Here is a 24,246-nt window from a genome sequence, read left to right on the forward strand (position 1 = left end):
GCCGACGCCTGCGCAAGCACAAAATCTTCGGCTACCTCACCCCGGCCGAGACCAGGCAACGGCATCAACACACCCTCGCGGCATAACCATCGAGTGTCCAAGATCACGGGGAAACTTCACGGCACAGCCGCGATGACGCGGATGCCAGACGCAGCCTCGCAGCCGGCACTGGCAGCTGCGCAGGTGCGCGGGCAGTGCGTCCGCGCGGACATGGCAGGCCAGATGTGCCAGGGCGGCCGACCGTGCGGAGGAGGCCTGCAGGGGGAAGGTGCGGGCGGTACACGAGGGGCAGACGAGTACGGGGCCGTCCGCTTCCGGGCGCAGCTCCACTGTCCAGATACGCCGCACTGCAGCATGTGCGCCACCGAACCGCATGGGCTGGTCGTCCTCCCGTCCGTCTGACTGTCGTGGCGGTGGGCACCCTGACAGGCCCCCGAGACGGACGCACTGTAGTGCAGATTCCCGCACCATGTATGGCGTAGCTGGTGGTGTGCTTATTGATCTTGATTGTGGCCTGCTGTTGTTCAGTTGTACTGGCTGGTAGTTCTGGTCAGTTGGTGGGGTTTACGCGGAACCGAGTGTCCGGTGTCGGGGGATACGTGGGTTGAGCTGGGTGTTTGGTGTTGTGCAGGGTGCTGAGCGGTGTGGTGGTTTTTGCTCAGTGTGGTTGGCGCGTCTATAGGTTGCCGTTGCTGGCCGGCTGTGTGTGCTGGGGCGGTGGGGGTGTGGGTTGGTTCAGCGGGTGGTGAGGCGTTGCCAGAGCAGGTCGTGGTCGGCCGGTGCGAGGCGGGGTAGTTGGAGGCGGCCGGCCAGGTGGTGGAGGAAGGCGGTCTGCTGCGCGCGGTTGAGGGGGTGCGGGGGCAGGTGGTCGAGGGCCGCGGCGAGGGTGAGGGTTTCGGGGTAGGTGACCAGGCCCCGGCAGGTCAGGGTGGGGGAGGCCGGGCCTGGGGTGAGGTGGGGGTTGGCGGTGGTGAGCTGGTGCAGGCGCTCGTGCCAGCGGGTGTGGAGGTGCTGGTGGTGGTCGTACCAGCGGGTGGTGATCGTGGTGGCCCAGCTCAGGGAGGCCGCCGTGGGGCGACGGCGGGCGGCGAGGCGGGTTCGGGTGAGTTCGGGCAGGGTGCGGATGTTGAGGGGGGCGCGGTGTCGGGGGTCGCTGGAGGCCTGCTGGTGACGGGTGCAGATCATGGCCCGGGGTAGGTCGGGCGCGGGGTGGATCCACGCGGGGGCGGCGTGGTGGGGCGGGCGGCGCAGGGTGCAGGCGTTGCAGGCCGGCAGGGGCTGCACGGCGGAGGCGAGGGGCTGCCAGCGGGCGGTGGCGGTGGGCGCGGTGGCGATGGTGGCGGGTAGGGGCCGGCGGGTCAGTGCGCGGTTGAGGTGGGCGGGCGGGATGCGGGTGAAGGCGGCCAGGCGGCGGGCGGCTTCGCAGCTGAGGTGGAGTTCGGTGGCGTGTGGGGCGGCGGGGGTGCCGGTGGCGGTGATGTGCAGGCCGCCCAGGAGGTGGGCGGGGGAGAGGTGGTAGGCGGCGGCGAGGCGGGTGAGGTAGGAGGCTGCCGTTTCGCGGGGCAGCGGTCGCACGCGCAGCGCACCGGGCGGGCTGGGCCACATCGTGCCGAGCCGCACCGCGGGCGTGGGATGGGTCCGGGTGGGGGCGGTCACCGGTCGGGGCGGGTGCGGCGGGCGGGGGTTCGGGGCCGGTAGTGCTCTTCGGCGAGGTGGTCCAGTGCGATGGTGTCCAGCAGGGTCTTGGTGATGCGCTCGGTGCCTTCGCAGATGGCTTCGATGGCGGCCTGGCGGATCAGGCGTGAGAGGCTGCCGATGCGTCCGGCGGTCCGTTCGTGCAGGTAGGGCGCCAGCCTGGGCAGGCTGCCGGTGCGGTGCGCGGTGAGGTCGAGGGCGGCTTCCAGGGTGGTGATCAGCTCGCGGAACGGCTCGCGGTGGCCGGCGCGGGCGGGCAGCGCTCCGCAGTCGATCAGAGAGGCGCGTCCGGCCAGCTGTGCGCCGCGTACTCCGCTGAAAACGGCGCTGGCGGTGACATCGATGCCTGCGTAGACGAATGTGGCGCCGATACGTTCGGTGAGGTCCTTGAGCCAGTCGGCGGCCTCCGCGCCGCTGGAGGAGCGCGGGTTGAGCCGGTGGATCTCGTCGATCAGCACGAGTGCAACGCCGGCCGTGGTGTAGGTGTGGCAGACGGCGGTCGTGATCTGCGCGGTGGTCATGCGGCCGGCCACGGGGATGCCGAGGTAGCGGGCGAACTCGGCGGCCAGGGTCTTGGCGGTGGCGCCGGGCGGTACCAGCACGTAGGCGACGGGCACGCTGGTGTCGCCCGGGTGGGCGCGACGGGTGTGGGCGAGGTGGCAGGTACGGCCGACCTGGAGCAGCGCGGTGGTCTTGCCGGTGGTGGCCGGGCCGGTGACGATCAGCGACGGCCGGGCGGTGGCCTCCTGGTGGCGGCCCAGGACCATCAGAGTGCGGACCTGGCGTGCCAGGGATTCGATGGCCGGGGTGCGCACGGTGACGAACTGCGAGTGGTAGGCCAGGCGTTCCTCCGCCGAGCGGGGTGCCTGGCCCGGCTGCGGCGGCGTGGGGGGTGCGGCGTGGGCGAACCGGGCGAAGCCGTCGAACGTCGTCACCGTGCCCGCGGCCGCCTCCCCGTCGTTCGGGGGCGAAGGGCGCGCAGGGCTCACCACAGTTCGGCCTCCTGGTCGGCGTCGTACAGCGTCAGCGCGCCGCTTTCCGGCAGCGTGAGTGCGCCGGACTCATCGGCGCCGACGTCGTCCCGGTCTTCGGCGGGGGATCGGGCGTCCAGCGCATCCAGGCTGTCCTCCGCCTCCGTTGCGGCCTGGGCCGCAGTACGGTGCGGTACTGCCGGTTCGCCGCCTGCTGCCTGGGAGGCTGCCTTCCCGGCGCGCGTGCCCGGCGCCGTGGCGGGCACGGCTGGCGGCGCCGGTGTGGTGGGCCGGGTGTGGCGCAGGATCTGGTCGGCGGCCTCGGCGAGGGCGGCTTCGTGTGTCTCGCGTTCGGCGCGCTGCTCGAGGGTGGTGCGGATGTGGCGCCAGGTGGTCTCGCGCATGGGCGCGTGGACGTGGTCGCGGTGGATCCACGGGATCTCGTGCAGGTGTCCGTCGGGCAGGCGGAGATAGATCTGGCGGACGTCATGCGGGTTGAGGTGGACCTCCCACTTGCCGCCGGGGCCGGTGGGGCAGGGCCGTCCTCGGTGTTCGTTGAGGATGGCGTGGTCGTAGGTGCGGTGGTTGATGCGGATGCCGCGGCCGGTGACCGGGTGGAAGCGCACCGGCAGCAGTTCCGTGTAGTCGGCTCCGGTCAGCGGCAGCGGCACATAGCCGCTCGCGCCCAGCAGCGCGGCCCACATCTCGCCCGGTGACAGCGCCTTCTTGGGCAGGAGGGGGTGGCGCAGCCCGTCGTGGGGGCGGTGCTGCCAGCACGCGGTGATCCACTCGTCCAGCAGTTCCTGCATCTGGGCCACGGTGAAGCGGGCTTCGTCTTCCACTGCCTCGCCGCGCGCCAGGATGTGGGGGCCGGTGTAGCCGGCGACGTGCTGGGCGAAAAGGATGTTGATGCTGCCGAAGGTCCGTTCCACGGCGCCCTTTGCGGTGGGGGAGCGGGGCGGGGCGGGCTGCACGCTCACTCCGAGGGATTCACAGGCGGCCAGGAAAGCGGCGGAGAGGAACACCCGCCCGCGGTCGATGACGATCGTCTCCGGCACCACCACCGGCCGCGCCGCCGCCTGTTCAAGCCGCGCGTCCAGGGCGAGGAGCCGGTCGTAGGGGACGGCGGCGTGGGCCAGGCGCAGATGCTCGCCCCAGCCGGGCCGCACCGGGTGGGGCACGGCCATCTCCGCCAGCAGCAGGGCCGCGTCCACCGCCTGGGTGCTCTGCTCGCGCAGCACGGCCGCCACCACCGACCGTGTTGCCACGTCCAGGGCGATCGTGAGCTCCGGGCGCACCGGCTTTCCGTCCTCGCCGATGGCCATGATGTCCAGCCGGGTGGTGTCGACCTGCACCAGCTCGCCCGGCCGCAGCGCGACCACCGGCGTGAACGGCCGCACCGGCACGGCGGTGGCGGTGCGGGCGGGACGCCCCGGGTGTTCCAGCGGGTCGGCCAGGACCCGCACCAGCCGGTTGAACGTCGACGGCGCCGGCAGTGCCACCGCGCCCGGCCCGTGGGCCTCGGCCAGGATCTGCCCGGTCACCTCCCGCAGCCCCTTCAGGGTGCCCGTGGAGCGGCCGCGCTGGCGGCGCAGCGCCTCCAGCACCGCGGCCACCACCCGCTCATCCGCACGCCCGGTCGCGCTCGGCGGCTTGCGCTGCCGGACCAGGCCCATCACGCCGCCCGTGTGGTAGCGGGCGCGCATGCGGCGCACGGTGGCCCGGCTGGCCCGCGGCCAGCCCAGGGCCGCGAGTTCGTCGGCCTTGGCCTGCTCCCGCTCGGCCATCGAGGTGCGCTGCGGGTCGTACTCGGGCCGGGGGGAGCCGGTGCTGCCGGGCCCGTCGGGCAGCCCGGTCTCGATCTCACGGATGTGCCGCTGCCAGGCCATCGCCCTCTCCCGCTCCCGTTCGGGCACCGTCTCCAAAAGGCCCCACGGCGCCGCGGCGGGGACCGGGCAGTCCACCACCGCGAAGGTGGGATCGGCGAACAGCAGCGAGGTCAGAACCGAGGCGGTCTGCCCGTCCTCGTCGACGAGGCGTACCGAGGCCCCGGCCACAGCGGCCACCTGCCAGGGGCGGCCCTCGAACGTCACATACGCCCCGAGTTTGACCTGCCGGCGCCGGGCGGCGGCCACGGCGCGGGCCGGGCGGCCGGGGGTGCTCACCACTGTCCGGCCTCCGCCTCGGCGTCGTACACCGACAACCCGCCCGGTTCCACGGCCGTCGTGCCGCCGCTGGCGGCACGGTGTGCGAGGACGGTGCCCGTGCGGCGCCGCAGCAGCTCGTCGAAGGGTCGTAAGCCGTGCTCGCCCTGCGCCCAGGGCACCGCGTGGAGCTGGCCGTCGGGCAGCCGGACGAAGACCTGCCGCGGGTCATGAGGATGGTGGTGGACCTCGAACCGGTCCCCGCGGCCGCGGTGTTCGTCCAGGCACGCATCGTCGTAGCGGCGCCCGCCCAGCCGGATGCCGGATTCGGTCACCGCGCTCCGCCGGGCTGGCAGCAGTTCGCCGTAGGCCTGCCCGGCCAGCGGCAGCGGCACCTTCCCGGCCGCGCCCAGCAGCACCTGCCACATCTCCTTGGGCGTCAGCCCCGCCCGGGGCAGCAGCGGATGCCGCAACTGCTCCTGGGGACGGTGGTGCCAGACGCCAGTGATCCATTCGTCCAGCAGGTCCTGCAGCTGCGGCATGCTCCAGTACACCCCGTCCGCCTCGTCCGCCCGGTCCTGCTGTCCGGCGGTGACGGCCGGCCGGGCTGCCACCGCGTGCCGGGTGAACAGGCCGGCGAGCACCTGAAGCGTGCGCAGCGCACCACTGGCGGCGCCCGCCGCTCTCGGCGGGGCCGGCTCCAGGCTGATGCCCAGGCTCTCGCACACGGTCAGGTGCGCCGAGGTCATACCGGCCGGCCCCCGGTCGAGGACGAGTGTCTCGGGGACGGCCGCCGGACGCGACGCGGTAGCCTCGATCCGGTCGGGCAAGGACATCAGCCGCCGCGCCGGCCCACCCGCGTGGGCTTGCTCCAGCAGGGCGGGCCAGCCCGGGCGCAGCGGCCGGGGCACGGCCATCTCGGCCAGCAGCACCGACAGCTCCACCGGCCCGTCCTGCTCCGGGTGCAGCACGGCGGCCAGCACGCAGCCGCTCGCCTGGTCCAGCGCGGCCGTCACCGTCACCACCACCGGGGTCCCGTCCTCACCCACCACGCCGACCGGCAGGCGGGCGGTAGCTACCTGCACCCGCTCCGCGGGCCGCAGCGCGGCAGGCGGGCCACCGGGCTGGCCCGCCGCGGTGGCGGTGCGCGCCGCGCTGCCCGGCGGCTCGGCCGGATCCGCCAGCGCCTTCACCAGCCGGTACAGCGACGAGCGGGCAGGCAGCCGCACCTGATGCGGCCCGTGGGTGTCCGCCACGATCTGCTCCGTCAGCTCGATCACCTGCCGGATGGTGGTCTTCTTCCGGCCCCGGCACCGGCGCAGGGCCTCCAGCACGGCGGCTACCACCCGCTCGTCCGCACGCCCGGTGGGCGACGGGCCCCGCAGGTGGCGCTTGTCGACCAGCCCCCACAGCCCGTGCCGGCCGTAGACCAGCCGCATCCGCTGCACCGTGGTCCGGCTCACCCTGGCCCAGCCCAGCCCTGCGAGCTCCCGCGCCTTGGCCGCCTCGCGCTGCGCCAGAGTGAACGCCTGCGGGTTGTACTCGGGCCTCGGCGTGCCGCTTCCGGGGCCGCCGGGCAGCCCGGTCTCCACCTCGCGGATGTGCCGCAGCCAGGCCAGGGCCCGCTCCTGCGCCGCCAGTGGCACCGCCTCCCACAGCACCGGGACCACCGGCGGCGCCGCGCTCGCGCCGATCACCGCGAAGCCGGGCGCGGCCACCAAAGCGGAGGCCAGCACACAGGCGCTGGCCCCGTCCCCGGCCACCAGATACACCCGTCCGTCGGCCAGGCCGGTCACCTGCCAGGCGCGGTCCTCGAACCGGACCTGCGCGCCCACCGCAACGCACCGCCCGCCGGGGGCGGCCGTATGGCTCCTGCTCACCTCGCGTACTGCTCCTGCTCCTGCTCCGTGCTGTCCCTGGCCGTGTCCGGGCGGCCGGCCGAGACGAGGGTGTGCTCGCCCAGCGGCCGGGTCAGGTCCGCGGTCAGCCGCCCGCTCCACAGCGCGTGGTAGGCCACCGGCAGAGCGGTGAGGACCTCACCCGCCGCCGCGGCCCCGGCCGCGGCCGCCCGGCGCCGCTGTCCGTCCACACCAGTTCGGCCATGGCCGGGTCCAGCAGCGCGTCGGCCACGGCCACCACCTCGGGGAAGACGACCGCGTCCCGGCCCACGATCCGCCACCGCTCGAAATCCGTCCCCGCGTTGCCGCCCGCAACCTGGTGCAGACGGTGCGGCCAGATCTCCTCCTGCTGCCAGTGCAGGGCCTCCTCCCACCACCGGGCCACGACCGCGTGTGCCAGGGCGAACACCTCCCCGCCCTTTGCCCCGGCACGCCCCGCACGGCGCGCCACCCCCGCCCACCGCCGCTGCGCGGCCGCCACCTCCGGGACACCGCGCAGGTCGAGGTGTTCCAGCGGCTGGTCGGCGTCCGCGTCCAGCAGCCACCGCTCGTGCCGGGCACACACCCGCTGCCAGCGCGGCAGATACCGCACCGCCCGCACCGTCTGCCCGGTGCGCCGCGCGGTGCACGACCGGCAGGCGAACGCCGCCTCGCCCGCCACCGCGCCCGCCGAACGCCACCGCGCCTGCGCCACGGCGGCGTCCCGGCCGCTGCTGATCTTGGGATCGTCCAGGGTGAAGGCGGGCAGCGCGCGCGCCAGTACTGCCGGTTGGATGCCGCACAGCTCGGCGAGCACAGCCCGTCCGGCCGCGTTGAGGATGACCTCCGAGTCGGCCCGCGCACCGCCGCCCACGTGCCGGGCGGGGTAGTTGCGGCACGTCCACAGCCGCAGCAGCCCGGCGGCCGGCAGGCCGTAGCGGTCCGCGACCCGGCTGATCAGCGACGAGGTCAGCTCCCCGGCCAGCGGCACGGTCCGTAACGCTCCTGCTCTCACAGCTCTCCCCGACGCCCTTTCCTGCTTCCGGTTCCGGCGCCCTGACCGGCTACAGCTCGAACTGCAGGTCGACGATGTCCTTGAGTTCCACTTCGAGGCCGTGGGCACGCTTGCCGCCGTCGCGGAAGTACACCTCACCCAACGCCTGGGCCGCGAGTTCGCGGAGGTCGTCCTCGTCGACCCCGGCTTCCCGGGCTGCAAGGAGGCGGGCGGCGTGATGGGCCGGCAGGGCGAGGGTGAGGTGACGCACGCGGGCCTGGTCGGTGCTGCCGACGGCGGCGGTGTAGCCGAAGCTCGCCTGCACATCGATCATGATGCCGCTCGTGGTGGCCGCGGCCCGCTTCGCCCTGGCCCGGATCTGCGGCTGCCAGCGTGCGCGGACCTCACGCTCCAGCCGGCCGGCGAGCTCCGGCCGGGGCCTTTTGATCTGGTTGTTCACATACCGCTCGACCGTGCGCCGGCTGATGCCGAGCAACTCGGCCACCGGCATCGTCCGGCCGCCGTGCTTCTTGACGAGGTAGCGCATCTGCGCCCCGGCGGACTTGGGAACGGGACGCGTGAACGCGCCCTGCACCGCCTTGTCGAGTTCCTCCCCGACCGTGACCATCGCCTGTAACGCTCCCTATTCTCCGGTGTCCCTGGCGGTGACCACGCCGGTCTTGATGTAGCGGGCGAGGTTGGCGACATGGCCGTCGGCGCTGAGCTGTTCGAGGACGTCCGCACCCCACAGCATGCTCTGGGTGCCCTCGTGCTTGACCATCCCCGGAGACACCCCCAGCCGGAACGAGCCCGGCACCGTCTTGCCGTCGCGGTCGTAGGGCAGGACATCCAGCGGGCTGGGCCCGTCGGCGGCGTACACGGCGCAGTCGGAGAGGACCGCGACCGGGTAACGGCCGGTGGCTGCCGCCAGATTCAGCATCTTGCGGTGCATGTTGACCCGCGCCCGGGAGATGACGGCGGCGCGGATGTCCGGGCGCCACGTCGGCCGGGCGAGCGCGGGCCACGCCTGCCCCGGCTTCCAGCCGCCGCCGCGCGCCTTCTCCTGCAGCTTGCCGATGCCGCCCTTGACGGTCATCTTGACCGCGTCCACGACGATTCCCAGCTCCGGATCACGGCTCTTGTAGCCGTCCATCGCCTTGAGGAACTCGGCCGGGGAGAGCTTCTCCGCGACGCCGAGGTCCGCCATGGTGGCGACGTAGGCATCGCGCAGCCGCTTGTACCAGCCGTCCAGGAACCGGCCACTGTCCTCGCGCACCCAGGCCTCCAGCGGCGCGACGTCGTAGCCCAGCTCGACGGCGTACGCCACGGTGGGCGTGGCGTACCAGGCCGGCCCCTCGGGGCGCTCACCGGTCGGCGTGAACGGGCTGGGCAGCAGCGCGGCGTCGAGGTCGCACCACTGCTTGCCGACCTTCACCCGGGAGAGATCGACGTGGGAGAGGTCGACCAGCCAGGAACCGGGCAGTGCCGGGTCGAAGACCGGGCGGGTGACGTGCACGGGCGGCGATGCCAGGCCGACGACGGCGCCGTTGGCGGCGGCCCCGAAGGCGAGGTTGACGTCGATGCCGACCAGGTGCCGCCGCATGCACTCGGCATCGGTCAGATCCCGCGCCCAGTCGTAGGCCTCCTCGAACAGCCGCTCACCGGGGCCGCGCACGTGGAAGCGGGGCAGGTGGGCCAGGACGGGGTGGCCGTCGGTCGCCTCGCACGGCGCGGGATCCATCGGCTCGGTGCCCAGCGAGCCGGGCCGGTGCTCGCGGTGCCGCCTGCCGTCGGCGTCCGGCTCGCTCGCGCGGGTGGGCGGGTTGAGTGCGGTCATCAACTGCAGTCCCGTGACGGCGGTGGATCCGACCGGCGTCATCACGCGGGCCGTGTACACGCCCAGCACCCGGGCAAGCTCCGGCGGCGGTAGCTGCGCGGCATGGCCCCAGGAGCGCTTGTCCAGGGCGCGCCAGGAGGGGATGCACAGTTGCACGCACCTGCGGCGGCTGCCCTGGGCGGGGCGGTAGATCCGCGCCCACGGCCCCAGCCCGCGCTTGGTGAGCTGCCAGTCGGCGCGCTGGAGCTGCTTGATGACCTTGTGTCCTTCCGGGAGCCGTCCGGCAAGCCGCTCGGACTCGGACAGGACGGCGGGCAGGCCGTACCGCTTGCACGCCGCTTCGGTGAGCACCAGCAGCGGGTCGCCGTCCTTCCCCGAGCCGTGCAGCCTCTCCGACCCCAGATGTGCCTCGGTGAGCGTCCACTCCACCAGCGCGGGCAGCGACTTGGCGGGCACGTCCAGGATCAGACCGCCGACACCGTAGCCCGTCACGTTCCGCTCGGAGTCGGCATCGAGGACGAGCAGCGGACCGTGCGCGTACGCCCCGCCGGGGGCGGGGGTGTCCGCCGGGGCGGCCTTCGCCGCAGCGGGGCGACGCGGACCCGGGGCCCGTCCGGTGCGCGGCAGCGACACGGCGGCCGGCGCGCCGACCGCGGCCGGGGACTCCTCGGCCACCGGTACGGCGGCGGCTTCCGGCCCCCCGCCTGTCGGCTGCGGCGGTGCCGCGGGCGGGGCGGGGGTGACGGCCTGTGCCGCCGCGGTGTCTGTGTCCTTCGCCGGGGTGCCGGTGCTCTCGGGGGCGGGGTAGAGCTCGGCGAGCTGCTTCAGCAGGCGCGCGTACGCCTCCCGCTCCGGTGGGCGGGGCTCGGTCCTGCCCGACTCCCAGCCGCCGACGGTCGCCCGCCGCACGTCCAGGGCAGCGGCCACCTCGTCCAGGGTGAGTGCGTGGGCCTGGCGCAGCCGCCTGCGCTCGGCCGGCGGCGGCAGCGGGGAGCGGGACGCGACCAGTGCGTCGACCGCGTCGAACAGCTCGGACATGGGACACCTCCACCCCTCACCCTACCCTGAAACGCACCCATCGCGTACTGACAGCGTACGGATCACGTACATTTGGCGTACGGACGGTGCTCGGGGTGATAGCGTCCGGTCACGGACCTGAGGGTGGGCCAGCGGCCTGGAGCGCGCGTGTGCTCGTGTCGTTGCCTGTTCCCGGGCGGGAGCGTGACCGAAGTGGCGCGAGAGCGTGCGACGTGTTCAAAGGGGGAGCGGTGGCGGCAGCGAGTGACGGCTGGGCGGGCATGGGCTGGGACTGGACGGATGCCGACGACATCCGCCGACGCCTGGACCAGGGAGCCGATCCGGAGAGCTGGAACGGGAGCCGGCCCCTGCACAGGGCAGCGGTGTTCGGCTCCCCGGAGGCTGTCGCGGAACTGGCCCGCCGGGTTGCGGACGTGGACGCGCTTCAGAACGGGGTGACGGCACTGTGGGAAGCCGTCCTGTCCAGGAAGCCGGACAACGCACGGGCGCTCGCCGCCGCCGGGGCCGATCCCTGGCGGCTGTCACTCGGCGGCTGGTCACCGGGGCGGCTCAGCCTGGCCGGGCCGACACCCGAGCTGTTCCCGGCACCGGAAGGGGTAGCCCTGAGCGGCACCGAGCGTGCGGCAGCGCGGGAGGCCCATCGGCTCACCACGGCCTTGGGCGAGTTCTACTACGACGGCACGGGCCTGGCCTGCGTGGCCGGTATCGACGCGGCCGAGGCGGTGCGCCGTCTTGAGGCGACACCAGTGGACGGCGAGCTCCTCGAAGAGCTGCACGAACTGCTGGAGGATCCTTACGCCGCCTACGACATGGACGAAAGCCTGCACATCATCGGCGTGACGTCCGTGCCGGGCGGCTGCATCGTCACCCAGCCCTGGGGATACGCGCCGCAGATGCCGGGCGTACTGGCCCGGCTGTCCGCCGGCACCCTCTGCTACGGCCTCTACGCCAATCCCAAGAGCGGCAACCAGGGCAAAATCGCCAGGCATGGAACGATCGAGGGCTCAGACCTGCACCCCGGCGGAGGACCGGACGAGAACGACACCTCCGAGCAGGTGCTGGCCGCCTACCTCTACCAGCACGACGCCGTCGCCTACGCCTGCGCCTTCACAGGCCTGCGCCCGACCGGCAGGCGCGCCGTGACCGGACCGCCCGATGTGTGGGTCGAACTGCCCCGCCGCGACTACTGGAGTCTCTGACTCAGACAGGAGCTGACATGACGGTGGCGCAATGGCCGCGCCCCGGCCGCCCTGAGCGCGCGCGGCTCTTTCCCGACCAGGCCGAGGCGGTCAAGCGGCTGGTGCGGCATCTGCGGCGTGCGGGGACGCGGGGGCTGTTCGTCTCGGCGACGGGCACCGGCAAGACGCTGGTGTCGATCCGGGTGGCGGACGGACTCGGCGCGCGGCTGGTGCTGTTCGTGGTCCCCACCCTGGACCTGGCCGCGCAGACGGCGCTGGCCTGGCGCCGCGACCATCACCTGGAGCACATGGTGATCGTCTCCTCCCTGGACACCGGCGGCCGCGACGACCTGGTCGCGGCCCGGGTCATGTCGACCACGAACCCGCACGCGCTGGGCGGGCTGATGTCGGTGGTGGGGGAGGGGGAGGACCAGATCCGTGCGTTGACGGTGATCTGCACCTACGACTCCCTGGACAAGATCGAGCAGACCCAGCGCACGGGATACGCGGTGCCGCCGTTCGACCTCGCGGTCATGGACGAAGCCCACCGGATCGCCGGCCGCGCCGACAAGAAGTGGGCGATCGTCAACGACGCGCAGCAAATCCGCGCGGACCGCCGCCTCTACATGACCGCCACCCCCAGAATCTTCGCCGCGCCGGAACTGGCGGAGTCCGCCGACACCACCCGCCCACGCCGCCGTGCCACCGGCCCGAACCCGGACACGGACGTGGACGCGTTCGCCAACTCCATGGACAACGAGGCCGTCTACGGCAAGAAAATCTTCGAGTACCCCCTCGCGCAGGCAGTGGCCGACGGCCGCGCAGCCGACTACCGCATCGTGGTGCCCACCCTCACCGACACCGACCTGCGCCGCCGCCTCAACCTGCCCTCCCCGAGCACCGCCCCCGCCGCCTCCCGGCCCGGCGACGACAACGAGGGGGACAGCGCGCTGCGCACCACCGCCCTGCACCTGTCCGTCCTGCGCGCCATGACCGAACACCACCTGCAGAAAGTCCTGGTCTACTTCAACCTCGTCTCCGACGCCCGCCGCTTCGCCCGCGAACTCGGCCACACCCTGCGCCTGCTGGCCAAGACCGACCCCGGCCTCGTCCCGGACATCGCCCCCCAGATGTTCTTCGCTCACGGCGAGCACACCCCCGCCCAGCGCGCCGCCACCTTCGCCGGCTTCGCCGCCGCCGACCGCGCGATCCTCGCCAACGCGAGACTGATCGCCGAGGGCGTCGACATCCCCAGCGTCGACGCGATCGTCTTCGCCGACCCCACCCGCAGCGTCATCCGCTGCGTCCAGGCCCTCGGCCGCGCTCTGCGCCTGGACGTCTCGGGCAAGACCGCGAGCCTGATCGTGCCCGTCTACGTCCCGCCCGGCGCCGACGGCGAGAACATCCTCGGCACTCCTTACGAACCCGTCTGGGCGATCGCCTGCGCGCTGGCCAGCCACGACCACCGCATCCTCGAGCGCCTCCCGGACAAGGCCAACCGGCTGCCCAAGGAGACCAGCGACGTCATCCAGCGCCGCTGGCACTTCGACTTCACCGTCCACCCCGAACGCATCGCCCAAGCGATGGACCTGACGTCCTTCGACCCCCGCGAGGCGGCCGTCTCCCGCTCCCGCCGCCTGGGCCTGGCAGCCGCCCAGTCCTACCGCGACCAGTACGGCCACCTCGACGTGCCCACCGACTACACCGACCCCACCGGCTACCGGCTCGGCACCTTCATCACCACCATGCGCGACGCCGCCAAAGCCGGCCGCCTCGAAGCCGACTGGACCGCCGAACTCGACGCCCTCGGCATGATCTGGGACAAACACGACGCCGCCTGGCGCGCCCGCCTCGCCGCAGCCGCCGACTACCTGCGCACCCACGGCCACCTCGCCGCCCCCGCCACCACCCCCGTCGGCTCATGGCTCGCCGAACAACGCCACCTCGCCACCAAAAACACCCTCGATACCGCCCGCGCCGACGCCCTCACCGCCCTCGCCCCCGACTGGCGCCTCCCGCACGGCGCGGACTGGCACCGCAAATACCACCTGCTGCGCACCCACCTCGCCTCCGGCACAGACCCGGCCGCCCTCACCCGCGACACCCTCCTGGCCGGCGTGAAGATCGGCTCCTGGCTCCACCGCCAACTGACCACCTGGCCCGCCCTCCACCCCGGCCAGCAGCACCTGATGACCGCCCTCGGCCTCACCCCCGACACCAACCCCCTCGCCCCGGCCCGCCGCACCCGCCGCACCTTCGAACAGACCGTCCAGCTCCTGGAACTCTTCCTCCACCGCGAAGGCCGCGCCCCGCAAGCCCGCGAGAGCATCCGCGTCGACGGCGACACCGTCAGGATCGGCGCCTGGCTCGCGAAGGCCCGCACCAAACACCGCACAGGACAGCTCCCCGAGACCCATGTCCGCCTGGTCGCCGCCCTCTTCGACGGGGACTGGACGGCCGAGGACGCCGTCCCGGCCGTCCTGGTGTAGGAGGCTTCACGGCCCGACCGCGGGAAGAGCAGTCAAGCCAACAGGCAGCCGGTCAGACCGGCTGGACCCACTGCGTCTCGTGCCTGGCGGACGGCCGCGGTACCTGGTGCGCCGGGCGGTTGTCGACCGCAGCGGTCCGCAACAAGCCCCTCGTCCGCCGTACGACGTCCACCCGGCGTGGCCGACGTGGCAGAACTCCCACACACCCCCGTTTACGACCGCCTCGTCGCCGAGCGCGACGTCCCCGCCGGGCGACAGCGACAACGCCCTTCGCTCGGCGACCAGGGCCGGCGCGCGGTCAGTAGTGCTGCTCGACCGCACGGTCCTCGGTGTGCAGGAGGTAGTCGTCCGGGTCAAGGCCCGCCGCCTTGCGCTCGGGCGATGCCCAGTACTGAGCGTTGCGCTCCTCAAAGGTCCCGGGCCCCTCGTAGGAGATCAGCCACACGAACTGGTTGCGTTCCCGGTCCACCCAGGCCCCGCCGATCTCGAAGCCCCACTTCCGCCGCAACGGCACGACGTCACTGCGCCACCGCTCAACCCACTCGTCGAGCAGCCCGTCACGGACGGTGTAGATACGCAACCGCAAGATCTCGAAAGCCTCCTTCACACGCTGCGCTCCAGCACGGGCCGCGGACGGCGACCCGTCGAAGGAGTCCGGAATCTCGTCGGCGAGGCGAGATGCTCGCAGACCCCGCCGAACTCGGGCAGCGCAACCCGAAACTCCTCCTCCAGGACGGGGAAGAACTTCCTGGCGTGGGGCGACTGGTGGGTCGTCTGCCAGGCGTAGCCGGGGCCGTCGGCCAGGGCCCGGCGTACCAGGCGACGCCCGAGGCCGCGCCGGTGACGGTCGGGATCGATGGAGATCTTGTTGATGCTGGCGACACGGCAGGTATCACACACCACCCACACCAGACGGCCGATGTTGTACCCGTCCCGGTCGAACATCCGCAGGTTGCGGTGTCCGGTCGGATGCTGCGGCGGCCAGTACAGAAACCGCACGTCCCGGTGCCGGGTTGTCAGCAGGATCCAGCGCCACCGCAGCGGGGAGAGGGACCCGGGAACGGGAGGTGCCACCGGCTGCTCCTTTTTCAGATCGGCTCGGGGACGACGAAGCACTTGCACCGCGCACGGCCGGGACCGCGGCCCGGATACTTCTCTGTCCACAGCGCGGGCACGGCATGCCGCTGAGCGCCGGGATGTTCCCTGAACGGGCGACAACCGCGCGCAGAGCGGCGCCCCGGCGGCCCATGCCCGCCTGCTTGCCGCGCTCTTCGACGGCGACTGGACAGCAGAGGTCCTCCTTCCCGCCGCCCCGAGCTGAACGCCCGCCGCCAGCGGGGCGTGACCCGGGCCCGTATGCTGCGCCAGTCCGGCGTACCGCCCGCTGAAAGGGAAACCGCCTCACCGTGTTCCAGCAGACCCCCGTCTACGACCGCCTCGTCGCCGAACGCGGCGACATCCCCGTCCAGGTCCGCGGGGAAGCCGACCGGATACACCGTGACCTGGCCCAGGTAATCCGACAGACGTCCGCCTCCCAGCCGAGCGCACCGCAGAACGTCTTCGACCTGAAGGCCCCTCCCGCCGCCCGGTAAGGGCTCAGGCACCAGGAAACCGGCCGTGCGTGACCCCGGCACCATGCGCGTCGGTCATCCGGGTGGTGCCGCCCCTTTCCTGCCGCGCTGTGACGGTGCCCGGCCGAATGCCGCGTCAGCCCACGACCGACGCGGACTGGTAGGTCGCGGCTCGCCAGACCTGGGCCGACGCGACGGACGGCCGCCGCCTATGAGCTGGGCTGGTCATGGCGACCTGGTGCTTCTGGCCCCGGCGGTCGCGCACGTCAACGACCGCGGGGCCCTGCTGGCCGCCTTCGACCCGCTCCCGCTGGCCAGTCCCTGTCCCGACTTCCTCCTGGACGTCGGGCTGCCGACGCTCTTCCCCACGGAGGAACGATGCGAGCGCTTCGAGGAGCACCGAGCCACTGGTGAGCGATTGCGCCGGGTGCGCCAGCAGGCCATAGCCGCGGCGCTCGCCGACGACGAGTGGTTGCCGCGCCCCTGTCCTCCCCAGCCTGAGTCCCCGTAAGACGTGGCTCCATCTTGCATTGTGGGTCAGAGATCGGAGACCGGAGCCGTCACCTGGTCCAACGGCAGAAGGCCGCTGCGGATCCGGCCGAGCCGGGGTACGGCAGGGGCTGTGTCGAACACGACCCTTGAAACTCCAAAGTTTCCCAACTGCGTTGCGGGATAATTTTTGGAGTTCTAGGGTGTGAGGGTGCCGGCTCGACTCCGACCCGGCACCGTCAACCCGTCGTGCGTCGGCGGGACTTCATCAGCAGGGGGAACCGCACATGCGGAACGTGATCAGCAGCAGCAGCCGCGCGGACGTCGGCGAGGAGTACGCCGAGCAAGTCGAGCAGCTCCTGTCGAGTCCCGAGCGTGAGACCACCCAGGTCAACGAGTGGGGACAGACCGACTTCTACGTCCGCCTGCACACCTACGCGGCGCCCGGAACCGGCGAGACCATGTGGGCGGTCGACTACAGCGACCCCGTCTCCCGCGAGCTGGAGGAGACCGCCTCCCGCGAGGAGGCCGTGGCCCGCTACGTCGAGTTGGTCCGCGACGCCGCCGAGAACCTGGGCACCGACCGGGAGGGCCTGCAGGAGCGGTTCACCACCACCGACGTCGACGGCGTGCCCGGCCCGCTCCCGGCGCTGCCCGAGGTGACCCCCGACCAGGTGGAGGACCTCCTCGACAAGCCCGGCGACCCGGTGCTGTACCTGGACCTGGACGAGGACGGCGACCCGGTCGTGCTGACCGGCCAGCGGGCCCAGGCCCCGCAGGAGCAGGTGCTCCTGACGCGCGCGGACGTGGTGCGGGAACTGCGCCTGGACGACGACGCCGACCGGGCCGTGGACGCGGGTATGGAGCTCAGCCTCATCGCCCATGAGGCCAAGGGGAAGGTGCGGGCCGTGGCCGACGTCCTGTTCGCCGCCCCGGCCGCCTGAACACCCCCGCCAGGGGCCGTCCCGCCGGGGCGGCCCCTGACCCGTTCCCGCACACCTCAACAAGGAGTGTCCGACGTGACCCCCTCGTTCCCCCTGACCAGCGCGCCATGGATCACCGTGTACGACCTGGACGCCCACGAGTTCCGGGACGTCGGCCTGGCCGAAGCCCTCACCCGCGCCCACCGGCTCAACATGCCCGTCATCCGCGCCGAGGACATCCCCCTCCTGCGGTTCCTCGTGGCCGTATTCGACGCGGCGGCCGGCCCCCGCGATGTGGCCGCCTGGGATACGGCGTGGAAGGCCGACACCCTCGACACCGGCGCGGTGACCGCCTACCTGGAGACGTGGACGGACCGGCTGGACCTGTTCCACCCCGTCCACCCCGCCCTGCAGAGCGCAGCACTGACGCAGTACGCGCGCGGCCCGGAGGCACTGCACCCGGGCAGTCTCGGAGGAGACGGCGGCGCCTGGTTCAACCCCGAGCTGTACCAGCCACTGCCGCCGTACCCGGCACCGCACGCCGCCCAGCTCCTGCTGCACCTGCTCACCTACGACGTCGCCGGTATCAAACGGGCCGCGCCGGGCGACCCGGCCACGCAGGCGGGCAAGGTGTACGGCTCGCAGACGGGCCCTGTGGCGTCGTCCACCCACTTCCATGTGTTCGCGCCCCTGGGGACGCTGAAGCACATGCTGCTGCTCAACCTGCCGCCGCAGCCGCGCGCCGCCGGAGACACCCCGGTGTGGGAGCGGGACACCCCGACCGCCCCGATGCGCTCCCGGCCTGCGGCCGGCCGGCTGGACCTGCTGACCTGGCCCACGCGGCGGATCCGGCTGCACCCCACCGAGGACGGCACGGTCGACGCGGTCGCCCACCACGACGGGGACCGGCTGCCCGATGCGTGGCCGACGATCGAACGGCTGGACCCCATGACCGCCTGGGCCACGAGCAAGGGCAAGCCGCACCCGTTCGGGTTTCTCGGCATGGACGGCTGGCCGCAGCCCTGGCGTGGCGCTCTCCTCCTGGACGACGGCCCGCAGCACTCCGCCGTGCTCCGGCACATTACGGCCGCCGTCGAGCGCGGCACCGTCAGCGCGGGCCTGCACCTGCAGGGCACACTGTCCACCACCGTGCACACCAACCGGCACCGGGCGGCGATCAGCGACATCCCCCTGGCCACCGTCCAACTCCCCCCAGCCGGACTGCTCGCCCACCCGGCAGCGCGCGCCGGACTGGCGACGATGGCCCGGTACGCGGAGGCGATCAGCCGCAACCTGCGTCTGCGGACTGCCGAGCTGTCGCGTCGGCCGATGGTCCAGGTCGCCCCGCGCATGCAGCTCAACATCCTGGAGGGCGCCTGGGGGGCCGCGGTCGCCAAGTACGGCGCCGGGGACCCCGACGGGGCGCGCGCACTGTGGCGGGACGCCGTGCACGAGGCTGCGGAGCGGCGCATCGACGAGTTCCCCCTGAGTCAGATGGACCGGGCCAAGCTGCGGAGCCTCTACCTGCAGAGCCCCGAGCCGAGCCGGGAGCGGCCCGCCCGCCCCGCCCCCCGGGCGGCCGCCCCGAGCACGCCCGCCGCCGCGACGACGACCGTCCGCCGTGGGCCGGCGGCCACCCGGTACGAGGTGTTCGGCGGCAGCTTCACCCTGTCCCAGCTCAGCCAGCACCCGGACTGCGTCGTCAGCTACAAGACGCTCCGCGACCGCGTCGCCGAGGGCTGGGACGTGGACGAGGCAGCGACCACTCCCGGGCGCCGCGGCCGCAAGTCCGGCTGACACCCGGAGCGGTGTCACCCGGTGGCTGCGCCTTCCCGCAGGGCCCGTTCACCCCGGCCGGAGACAGCGTCTACCTCTGGTGCAGCCTGACCCGCCGAACCGGCCTTCCAACCTCTCTATCGAAGCGTTTTCCCAGGTCAGATCCGGCACCCGGATTTTCGGGTGTCGGGTCTGACCTGCGTAAATGGTTCGTTTCCGCCTGGACGGGTGCCGTCGGCCGGGCGTCAGGCGGCGCGAAGTGCAGGACCTGCTGGGCACCCGTGGCACGGCCACGACGACCATCGCCACGTCGACCGACACGCCCCGGGCTCGACCGCTTCAGCCGGCCGTGCTCGTGCGTAGTGCCTGGCGTATGCGGGGGTCGGCGGTGCGGTTGTCGGCTATGTGGCTGAAGTGCTGGGCGGAGTCGGGGTGGTCGCGCAGGACGGCGGCGAAAGGAGCTGGCCGGCCGGGCGGCGGAGGTGGCACGGGCGTGGTGGCAGGACGTGCCACCACGCCAGCGTGCCGAGCTATTCGCCGCCGTCGCCGAACGGGCCTGGCATGACGAAGAGGTACGGGTGGAGATCCCCGAGAGGCCGCAGGTGTCCGAGAGCTTCGCATACGGCATCCCGATCTTCACGACGGGGCGGCTACGCGCCCTGTACGGGATCGTGCGTCCCTGCCCCGAACTGGTCTGTCTGTCACCGCAGCTGGAGTTCCAGCACATTGTGGTGCGTGATGAGCAGGAAGCCCGTCAGCTGGCCGGGGTGATGTCGCCGCGAGCCCGGATCACGAACCTCTGCCTCTCCAGCGACGCGTAGACAGGTGCGATGCCCGGTCCGTCCCGGCCGGACGGCCGGGACGGGTGCGGCCGTCATGCGCGCGGTCGGCGCAAGTTCTCCTGCGACGACAGCAGGCCAAGCACGGCGTGTTCAGCGTGGTGGCTGCGCCACCGCTCGGCGAGGGCGCGGTCGGTGAACGTGCCGATGCCCTGGTCTGCGGAGGAGTTCAGCTCGATCGCGTCCCAGCCGCCGACCGTCGCGGCGAAGGTGGCGGCGATCTCGGCGAAGGTCGGTCCGCGGAAGTAGCTGACGTGGGTGTCGCCGTAGTCGAGCGGTGCGCCGGACTGGTCCGACACGAGGGAGCCCGCCGCCACCCGGGAGGTGAAGTAGGCGTTCACCTGGTCCTCGACCTCGGCGCGCATCGCGCTGGAGACCTGTTGGCGGTAGGTGGGCGGCTTCAGGCACGCCAGGTAGGAGAAGTCGATGCGGGTGCCGTCCGTGCGGACGACCGCGAAGCCGGGATGGGGGCCACGCAAGGGCGGGGCGACGACGAAGGAGTCCACACCCGAACCGATCTTGTCCGGGGCTTCTTCGTGCAGGTCGAGAAGGTCCAGCAGAAGCAGGTGATCTGCCGGCCGGTCCACCGTGCTTCCCACCTCGTACCCGTAGAGCACCGCACGGACGGCGTCCCCGGCCGCCTGCTTCGTGGGGTACCGGCGATGCCCGATCCGGAATTCCGGCATGTCTCAACTCCTGTGCCACCGATAGCCGTTGTGAGGCGCCCGCTGAGAGCGGGGGGCTCGTGCACGAGTATCCCTCGGATAATCCAGCGTTTCTGCCGAGTTGCCGGATACATCCCTGGAAGTCGGGCTGCGGCGCCGCTACCCCCGTGTACCGGCCTGCAGACCTGACCTCAGCCGGGGACAGGTGCGGACACCTCGCAAACCGGCCCCCACGGGATGTGCGCGGCGCGCCGCTGAGCAGCGCCGCACGCCTCCCGCCCATGCCAGTGCGCGGCAGGTGTCGTCCGTCGGTACCGGGCGCGCACACTCGCCTCCCACCGCCGCCGCCCGCACCGCAGTCCGCCACACCCTCGATTGTCTGCCGCGCCTGGTGCCCTGACATCCACAGCGAGACGACACCGATCTACAGGGCCGGTTTCTGGTGCCGGGCGAGGAGTTCGTTAAAGAAGTCCTGCACCAGCTGTTCGGCGTGGGGCTGGGTGAGTTCCCAGCCGCCGAAGCGGTAGATCTCGTATCCGGCCAGCCGCAGCCGGCGGTCCTCGGCGACCATCTCCGCGTACAGCCGTGGCATGGCGGTGTGCGTGATCCGCCCCTTGTCGTCGGGCGGGTTGGGGCGGCCGTAGTGCTGGACGCCGTCGACCTCTATGACGATGCGGGCGCGGTCCGGGGCCAGGAGCAGGAAGTCCATGCGCTGGCGGGGCAGCGCGCCGGACTGCTTGCCGCTGCGGCGGGTGTAGGGGTCGTAGTGGAGGTAGACCTGCGGGATCAGCGCGGGCAGGTCGAAGCCGCCGTCCTCGGCGTAGCGGGCGCAGTACGTGCGCATCACCAGCTGCTCGGGCACGGAGTCCAGCGACCGGTACAGGCGCCGGTACAGGCCGCTCGCGGCGGTCTTCTCGTCGGTGTCCGGTTGGTGGTTCTTCTTCCACCAGGTGACCATCTGCCGCCAGGTGAGGCCCTGCGGCGGCAGCGGATCGGTGAACACCAGGCACGTCTGCTCGTTGCGGACGATCTCCACGTCATTGTTCACCGCGTCCCGCAGCACCATCTCGGGCTTCTCGCCGTCGGCGGCGAAGATCAGATTCTTGAAGCTGCCTGCCGGGCCGTTGCGGAACCGGCTCTCGTACTCCAGCTCCTGCAGCTCCTCCAGCGCGTCCCGGGTCGGGCCGAGGATCTCCTCCACGCAGTCGCGGCGGGCCTTCCAGCTGCCGCTCATACCGTTGTCCCGCCAGTACGAACCGAAGCCGCGCGGGCCGTCGAACGTCCGGAACGGCCACGCCGGGGGCTCGAGGGCGAGACGCTCGATCACGGCGCGGTGGGCCTTGATGACGACGGGCACGGTGTCGTTGGTCAGGCGTCTGTCCCGGCCGTCGGTCCCGTAGGAGACGAAGTCGTCGTACAGGAGCCGGGTCAGCGCGATCGCCACGTCCAGATCGGTGTGACCGTCGGGAGGGCCGGACCGCAGCGACTCGATCAGCCCGACGTCGAGCACCCACGGTTGGGCCCACCCGTCGCCGCTGGTGAAGAACGACCCGAGCTCCACGCCCACCCCCGTCTGTGACTCCTTCCGGACATCGTTGACCGTGGACAGCACGACCACCAGAGGGCGTGGGGCCACGGTTTCTTCGTCACCTTGGAACCGGCGCCCAGTGCGGGACCGGGCTGTCGACCGTCCACCGGGGCCGTTGTCCGTGCTTCGGGGCTCCCGGCTCCCGCGTAGGCCCGGCTCTGGCGCAGCCGTGGACCCGCTGCGCCACCGGGAAACACTCAGGGCACGACGACGATCGGCAGAGGTACCCGCTGCAGTCTGCCGGCCCGCGTGCTGGCCGTGCGGTCGGCCGCACGGCGAGCAAGATGGACGTAGGACTCCCGTTTCGTGTTACCCCCGAGCCGGGACGGGAGCCCCCTTTCGCCCGAGCGGCCGTGCGCAACCCTGCCCGGCCCTCCTGCGACTGGGTCACGCACCCAGGGGAGCCTGCTCTGGCATCTGGAGCAGGCTCCCCTGCGTGGCCCCTGGGTGCTGGGGCGGGTTACTTGAACCAGTAGCGGACGCCGTGGTGGCGGGAGCAGGTGCCCTGGGAGTGCCGTGAGTACGACAGCGAGGCGTCCTTGCACTTGGCGGTCTCGTACTTGTTGCTGGGCTTCTTGTTGTGCGTCCATCCGCACACCCCGGTGGTGTGGTGGACGCAGTGGTGCGCGGTGTTGGTGGACGGCAGCGTCGCCGCGGAAGCGGCCGGTGCGCTGAAGAAGACGCCCGCGACGGCGATGGCCATGGCTGAGGCGGCAAGACGAGCACGCAAAAGGGATCCCCCCTTGAAGTCGAGCAAATGCAGGGGGCCTCTATCCGCGTTTCACCCGCCTATGAGGGCGTTTGGGCATAGGTCATCGTGCGACGCCGAGCGGGTACGACAGAGCGCGTGAGGGGCCTTCTCCCGCCATAACCAGGTGCCGCCGGCTGGGCCCGGCCGTGGTCCGCGTGCGGGTTGGCTTCCAACAGGCGGGAATCAGCGGGCCGTTCAGCCACCACCTGCCTCCCCGGCGGGCTGACCGTCAACTACGACCCGTATCAGCGCCAACGCCGGCTCACGCCGCCATGGCCCCACGAAAACCGCTGCCCTACCGCCGACTGGCCTGCGAACATCGGGCAAGGGCTCAACCAGGCGAGGAATGATGACCGACTTTCCCTTCGGCATGAACGACTACAGCGTCGACGTCCAAGCGCAGCACAACGTGACCTTCACCCCCGGCTGGGACGTCCACCGTCTCGCCCTGACCTTCGAGGTGACCGCCCGCGGCAACTACACCGTGGACGCGCCCTTCCTCGTCTCCGGCAGCCTCTCGGTACACGACATGCCCAACCCCGCCAGCTACATCGGCCCCCTCCACGCCCCCACGGGACCCGTCGCGCTGAAGCCGTACAAGAATCAGATCACGCTGGAGACGACCGTGACGGACCGGCAACTGCGCGGCCTGGAAAAGACGCGCGCGGGCGCCGACCTGTCCCTGCGCGCCGCCCTCACCCTGACCGCCCTGGCCGAAGCGAAGCACTGGCCCGTCGCCCGAAGCGATGAGATCATCCGCATCCCGCACGCGACGTGGAGCAACGCCCTCATCCAGCTCGACGCCGGCGCCTTCGTCGACGTCCTCATCCCCCTCACCACCGTGGAGACCCGGGCCACCGCAGCTCGCCGCATCCGCGAGGCCAAGACCGCGATCCGCGACCAGCGCTACGAGCACGCCGTAGCCCTCGCACGAGCAGCCCTCGATCCCGTACGCGATGCCTGCAACAGCAGGAAGCTCCACGACCAGGCGATGAAAAAGAGGGCCGGCGACCGGGACCAGGACGAACGCTGGGCGGTGCTCATCCAGAGCGCCTACGCCCTCTTCAGCGGAGCCCCGCACGACGACGCCGGTACGACCGAGAACTTCACCTGGACCCGCGCCGACGCCGTCGCGGCCGTCGCCACCGCCGCCGGCCTGCTCGCCCGGCTGGAAGACCTGCCGCAATGACCCACGCCGTACGGGCGTTCCAGGCTCCGTACTTCCCGGCCAACGTCCTGGCCTCATGGGGCCGCCAACAGGTCGACGCCCACGGCTACCTGACATTCCTAGCCCGACCGCCGGAGAAGGGCCAGCCGCGAGTGCCGAGTGACCGGCCCTGGGCACCGTCGTCGAGTGCTACCCGCCGGTTCGCGAGACCGAGTCGTCTACGGTGGCCCGTATGGACGACGCGACGCCGCCG

General features: G+C 72.2%; 22 protein-coding genes. 8 read left to right on the top strand and 14 right to left on the bottom strand.

What is annotated here, in order from left to right:
- Nucleotides 1–735: 735 nt before the first annotated feature.
- The 8 genes from AB0G63_RS34420 to AB0G63_RS34455 form a co-directional block, all read right to left on the bottom strand.
- On the bottom strand, nucleotides 736–1,656 hold the full coding sequence (locus AB0G63_RS34420) for a TniQ family protein (protein ID WP_360758542.1): 921 nt from the start codon (nucleotides 1,654–1,656) through the stop codon (nucleotides 736–738).
- The gene (locus AB0G63_RS34425) at nucleotides 1,653–2,687 is read right to left on the bottom strand and encodes a TniB family NTP-binding protein (protein ID WP_360758544.1); all 1,035 of its coding nucleotides are present in this window, start codon (nucleotides 2,685–2,687) and stop codon (nucleotides 1,653–1,655) included. The genes AB0G63_RS34420 and AB0G63_RS34425 overlap by 4 nt, the downstream gene beginning before the upstream one ends.
- A complete protein-coding gene (locus AB0G63_RS34430; protein WP_360758546.1) occupies nucleotides 2,681–4,834 on the bottom strand; it encodes a transposase in 2,154 nt (717 codons plus the stop codon). The genes AB0G63_RS34425 and AB0G63_RS34430 overlap by 7 nt, the downstream gene beginning before the upstream one ends.
- A complete protein-coding gene (locus AB0G63_RS34435) occupies nucleotides 4,828–6,690 on the bottom strand; it encodes a Mu transposase C-terminal domain-containing protein (protein ID WP_360758548.1) in 1,863 nt (620 codons plus the stop codon). Before AB0G63_RS34435 ends, AB0G63_RS34430 begins: the two co-directional genes overlap by 7 nt.
- Complete coding sequence (locus AB0G63_RS34440) at nucleotides 6,687–6,827, bottom strand: hypothetical protein (RefSeq protein ID WP_360758550.1); 141 nt, start codon at nucleotides 6,825–6,827, stop codon at nucleotides 6,687–6,689. Before AB0G63_RS34440 ends, AB0G63_RS34435 begins: the two co-directional genes overlap by 4 nt.
- Nucleotides 6,794–7,678 (bottom strand): hypothetical protein, encoded by an 885-nt coding sequence (locus tag AB0G63_RS34445; RefSeq protein ID WP_360758552.1) that lies wholly within the window; start codon nucleotides 7,676–7,678, stop codon nucleotides 6,794–6,796. The genes AB0G63_RS34440 and AB0G63_RS34445 overlap by 34 nt, the downstream gene beginning before the upstream one ends.
- A 73-nt stretch (nucleotides 7,679–7,751) precedes the next feature.
- The gene (locus tag AB0G63_RS34450; protein ID WP_360758554.1) at nucleotides 7,752–8,309 is read right to left on the bottom strand and encodes an XRE family transcriptional regulator; all 558 of its coding nucleotides are present in this window, start codon (nucleotides 8,307–8,309) and stop codon (nucleotides 7,752–7,754) included.
- Nucleotides 8,310–8,324: 15 nt separating this feature from the next.
- A complete protein-coding gene (locus tag AB0G63_RS34455) occupies nucleotides 8,325–10,556 on the bottom strand; it encodes a helix-turn-helix transcriptional regulator (protein ID WP_360758556.1) in 2,232 nt (743 codons plus the stop codon).
- A 230-nt stretch (nucleotides 10,557–10,786) separates the two neighbouring features.
- Between AB0G63_RS34455 and AB0G63_RS34460 the strand changes: the two genes are divergently transcribed.
- Nucleotides 10,787–11,755 (top strand): ankyrin repeat domain-containing protein, encoded by a 969-nt coding sequence (locus AB0G63_RS34460; protein WP_360758558.1) that lies wholly within the window; start codon nucleotides 10,787–10,789, stop codon nucleotides 11,753–11,755.
- Nucleotides 11,756–11,772: 17 nt separating this feature from the next.
- Nucleotides 11,773–14,223 carry a Helicase associated domain protein gene (locus tag AB0G63_RS34465; RefSeq protein WP_360758560.1) on the top strand — a complete coding sequence of 817 codons (2,451 nt, stop codon included), beginning with the start codon at nucleotides 11,773–11,775 and terminating at the stop codon, nucleotides 14,221–14,223.
- A gap of 298 nt (nucleotides 14,224–14,521) precedes the next feature.
- On the opposite strand, the gene AB0G63_RS34470 is transcribed toward AB0G63_RS34465, so the two are convergent.
- Nucleotides 14,522–14,809, bottom strand: a complete 288-nt coding sequence (locus AB0G63_RS34470; RefSeq protein WP_360758562.1) for an NIPSNAP family protein — start codon at nucleotides 14,807–14,809, stop codon at nucleotides 14,522–14,524.
- Between the two features lie 17 nt (nucleotides 14,810–14,826).
- The gene (locus AB0G63_RS34475; protein ID WP_360758564.1) at nucleotides 14,827–15,297 is read right to left on the bottom strand and encodes a GNAT family N-acetyltransferase; all 471 of its coding nucleotides are present in this window, start codon (nucleotides 15,295–15,297) and stop codon (nucleotides 14,827–14,829) included.
- Nucleotides 15,298–15,629: 332 nt separating this feature from the next.
- Between AB0G63_RS34475 and AB0G63_RS34480 the strand changes: the two genes are divergently transcribed.
- The 4 genes from AB0G63_RS34480 to casA all read left to right on the top strand — a co-directional run bounded on the left by AB0G63_RS34480 (nucleotide 15,630) and on the right by casA (nucleotide 19,003).
- Nucleotides 15,630–15,815, top strand: a complete 186-nt coding sequence (locus AB0G63_RS34480) for a hypothetical protein (RefSeq protein ID WP_360758566.1) — start codon at nucleotides 15,630–15,632, stop codon at nucleotides 15,813–15,815.
- A gap of 190 nt (nucleotides 15,816–16,005) precedes the next feature.
- Nucleotides 16,006–16,305: a hypothetical protein gene (locus tag AB0G63_RS34485; RefSeq protein ID WP_360758567.1), complete on the top strand. Its 300-nt coding sequence runs from the start codon at nucleotides 16,006–16,008 to the stop codon at nucleotides 16,303–16,305.
- Nucleotides 16,306–16,570: 265 nt separating this feature from the next.
- Nucleotides 16,571–17,227, top strand: a complete 657-nt coding sequence (locus tag AB0G63_RS34490) for a hypothetical protein (RefSeq protein WP_360758569.1) — start codon at nucleotides 16,571–16,573, stop codon at nucleotides 17,225–17,227.
- Between the two features lie 75 nt (nucleotides 17,228–17,302).
- Entirely contained in the window at nucleotides 17,303–19,003 is a 1,701-nt protein-coding gene (casA, locus tag AB0G63_RS34495; RefSeq protein WP_360758571.1) for a type I-E CRISPR-associated protein Cse1/CasA, read from the top strand.
- Nucleotides 19,004–19,321: 318 nt separating this feature from the next.
- Here the strand turns inward: casA and AB0G63_RS34500 are convergent, their stop codons facing one another.
- Nucleotides 19,322–19,495 (bottom strand): hypothetical protein, encoded by a 174-nt coding sequence (locus AB0G63_RS34500; RefSeq protein WP_360758573.1) that lies wholly within the window; start codon nucleotides 19,493–19,495, stop codon nucleotides 19,322–19,324.
- Between AB0G63_RS34500 and AB0G63_RS34505 the strand changes: the two genes are divergently transcribed.
- A complete protein-coding gene (locus AB0G63_RS34505) occupies nucleotides 19,489–19,803 on the top strand; it encodes a hypothetical protein (RefSeq protein ID WP_360758575.1) in 315 nt (104 codons plus the stop codon). The two genes, AB0G63_RS34500 and AB0G63_RS34505, sit on opposite strands and share 7 nt — an antisense overlap.
- 53 nt (nucleotides 19,804–19,856) lie before the next feature.
- Here AB0G63_RS34505 and AB0G63_RS34510 read toward each other — a convergent pair whose 3' ends face one another.
- From AB0G63_RS34510 to AB0G63_RS34520, 3 genes are all read right to left on the bottom strand, one after another.
- On the bottom strand, nucleotides 19,857–20,507 hold the full coding sequence (locus tag AB0G63_RS34510) for a DUF3223 domain-containing protein (RefSeq protein ID WP_360758577.1): 651 nt from the start codon (nucleotides 20,505–20,507) through the stop codon (nucleotides 19,857–19,859).
- A 403-nt stretch (nucleotides 20,508–20,910) separates the two neighbouring features.
- Complete coding sequence (locus AB0G63_RS34515; protein ID WP_360758579.1) at nucleotides 20,911–22,122, bottom strand: hypothetical protein; 1,212 nt, start codon at nucleotides 22,120–22,122, stop codon at nucleotides 20,911–20,913.
- A gap of 412 nt (nucleotides 22,123–22,534) precedes the next feature.
- Nucleotides 22,535–22,777: a DUF3761 domain-containing protein gene (locus AB0G63_RS34520; protein WP_360758581.1), complete on the bottom strand. Its 243-nt coding sequence runs from the start codon at nucleotides 22,775–22,777 to the stop codon at nucleotides 22,535–22,537.
- Nucleotides 22,778–23,174: 397 nt separating this feature from the next.
- Between AB0G63_RS34520 and AB0G63_RS34525 the strand changes: the two genes are divergently transcribed.
- A complete protein-coding gene (locus tag AB0G63_RS34525) occupies nucleotides 23,175–24,014 on the top strand; it encodes a hypothetical protein (RefSeq protein ID WP_360758583.1) in 840 nt (279 codons plus the stop codon).
- The last annotated feature ends 232 nt before the right edge of the window (nucleotides 24,015–24,246 follow it).

Origin of the sequence: Streptomyces sp. NPDC020996 (assembly GCF_040641355.1) — a bacterium.
In the GTDB taxonomy this organism is placed as follows: Bacteria; Actinomycetota; Actinomycetes; order Streptomycetales; family Streptomycetaceae; genus Streptomyces.

Coding starts and splice junctions, on each gene's coding strand:
- AB0G63_RS34450 (WP_360758554.1), bottom strand. CDS start 8,309: ATGGTCACGGTCGGGGAGGAACTCGACAAGGCGGTGCAGGGCGCGTTC.
- AB0G63_RS34455 (WP_360758556.1), bottom strand. CDS start 10,556: ATGTCCGAGCTGTTCGACGCGGTCGACGCACTGGTCGCGTCCCGCTCC.
- AB0G63_RS34465 (WP_360758560.1), top strand. CDS start 11,773: ATGACGGTGGCGCAATGGCCGCGCCCCGGCCGCCCTGAGCGCGCGCGG.
- AB0G63_RS34485 (WP_360758567.1), top strand. CDS start 16,006: ATGAGCTGGGCTGGTCATGGCGACCTGGTGCTTCTGGCCCCGGCGGTC.
- AB0G63_RS34490 (WP_360758569.1), top strand. CDS start 16,571: ATGCGGAACGTGATCAGCAGCAGCAGCCGCGCGGACGTCGGCGAGGAG.
- AB0G63_RS34510 (WP_360758577.1), bottom strand. CDS start 20,507: ATGCCGGAATTCCGGATCGGGCATCGCCGGTACCCCACGAAGCAGGCG.
- AB0G63_RS34520 (WP_360758581.1), bottom strand. CDS start 22,777: ATGGCCATCGCCGTCGCGGGCGTCTTCTTCAGCGCACCGGCCGCTTCC.
- AB0G63_RS34525 (WP_360758583.1), top strand. CDS start 23,175: ATGACCGACTTTCCCTTCGGCATGAACGACTACAGCGTCGACGTCCAA.